General features: G+C 62.4%; 3 protein-coding genes. All 3 read left to right on the top strand.

Annotated features, from left to right (window positions below; translation table 11 throughout):
• A partial coding sequence (locus tag QOL62_RS19775; RefSeq protein WP_488165571.1) for an aldehyde dehydrogenase family protein occupies nucleotides 1–852 on the top strand: 852 nt, incomplete at its 5' end.
• A 72-nt stretch (nucleotides 853–924) separates the two neighbouring features.
• Nucleotides 925–1,434: a hypothetical protein gene (locus QOL62_RS19770; protein WP_283407311.1), complete on the top strand. Its 510-nt coding sequence runs from the start codon at nucleotides 925–927 to the stop codon at nucleotides 1,432–1,434.
• Between the two features lie 30 nt (nucleotides 1,435–1,464).
• On the top strand, nucleotides 1,465–1,613 hold a 149-nt coding region (locus tag QOL62_RS19765; RefSeq protein WP_283407305.1), incomplete at its 3' end, for an acyl-CoA dehydrogenase family protein.

The following is a 1,613-nucleotide window of genomic DNA, read 5'->3' as shown; positions in this document are numbered from 1 at the left end:
AAGCAGTGCGACCGCATTCTGGCGACGGGCGGCACGCCGATGGTGAAGGCGGCCTACTCGTCGGGCACCCCGGCGCTTGGCGTGGGTGTGGGCAATGCGGTCATCACCGTGGACGACACCGCCGATCTTGATGATGCCGCAGCCAAGATCCTGCTGTCGAAGACGCTGGACTACGCCGCTTCGTGCTCGTCGGACAACGCGGTGATCCTGCTCGACGGGATCTACGACGCAATGCTCGAAAAGCTGAAGGCCAAGGGCGGCTTCATCATCGAGGGCGAAAACAAGACGAAGCTCGAGAAAGCGATCTGGGAAGATGGCGAGCACATCAATGCCAAGGTCGTGGCGCAGTCCCCGCAGTTCATTGCCGACTACGCCGGGTTTGCAATCCCCGAAGATACCGCGTTCTTCATCGTGCCCGAAACCGGCCATGGCCCGGACCACAAGTTCTCGGGCGAGAAGATGACTGTCACCATGGCACTTTACCGCGCGAAGGACATCGACGAGGCGATCCGGCTTACCAACGCCATCCAGAGCTATCAGGGGCAGGGCCACTCCTGCGGCATCTACTCGCAGAGCGACGAGAACATCACGAAGCTGGCGATGGGCACCAAGACCAGCCGCGTCATGGTGAATCAGCCGCAGTCGGCCTCCAACTCGGGCAACCTGTGGAACGGTATGCGCCAGACCTTCTCGCTGGGCTGCGGATCATGGGGCGGCAACGGCACGAACAACAACGTCACCTGGCGCGATCTCATCAACGAGACCTGGGTCTCCAAGCCGCTGCCCCAGCACAAGGTGCTTCCCTCCGACGAAGACCTCTTTGGCAAGGACATCATCGAACTCGTCGGCTGATTTCACCACGGCAACCGGGAAAGGTAACCGTGCGTTCCCGCACCTTTACCCGGTGCCGAATGGAGACGACCGATGTACCGCACGCTTCCCCTGGTTGCCCTTGCCGCAGTGCTTGCGCTTGGTGCCTGCTCGCCTGACCCGGACACGACAGCGTCCTCCGCAGCCCCGACCCAGACGGAAGAGGTGTTCCAGGAGGAAGCGCCCGCCGTGCTGGAAACGACGGCCGCCGCGGCGGACGAGCAGGATGACGGCACCGCCGCCGGCATGGCCGAGATCCCCGAAACCATCCGCGGCCGGTGGGGCCTTGTCACGGCGGATTGCACCAGCAACAAGGGCGATGCAAAGGGGCTGCTGGAGATTTCGGCAGACCAGTTGAAGTTCTACGAGTCGGTAGCAAGGTTGGGCGAGATCAAGGAAGCCGGCGAAAGCCGGATACGCGCGACGTTCGACTATACCGGCGAAGGGCAGAGCTGGACCCAGGACGTCGTCCTCGATGTGCAGGATGACGGCAAGACGATGATCCGGCGGGACTACGGCAAGGATGCGATGCCGGGACCGCTCAAGTATACCCGCTGCTCCTGAAGGGGTGGCGCAGAGCACACAGGGGCGAAGATGACCGAACAGTTTGGATTGAGCGAAGATCAACTCGCAATCCAGGAGACCGCACGCAAGTTCACGGCGGACAGGATCACTCCCTTTGCGGCGGAGTGGGACGAGAAGCACCATTATCCGGTCGATGTGTGGAAGGCGGCGGGCGAACT

It is taken from the genome of Novosphingobium panipatense (assembly GCF_900182875.1).
Classification (GTDB): domain Bacteria; phylum Pseudomonadota; class Alphaproteobacteria; order Sphingomonadales; family Sphingomonadaceae; genus Novosphingobium; species Novosphingobium panipatense.
Note: the sequence above shows the minus strand (reverse complement) of the source record. Positions and strands in the feature narration are given on the sequence as shown.

What these genes read in the sequence shown, in the direction of transcription:
- QOL62_RS19770 (WP_283407311.1), top strand. Translation starts at nt 925, where the DNA reads ATGTACCGCACGCTTCCCCTGGTTGCCCTTGCCGCAGTGCTTGCGCTT.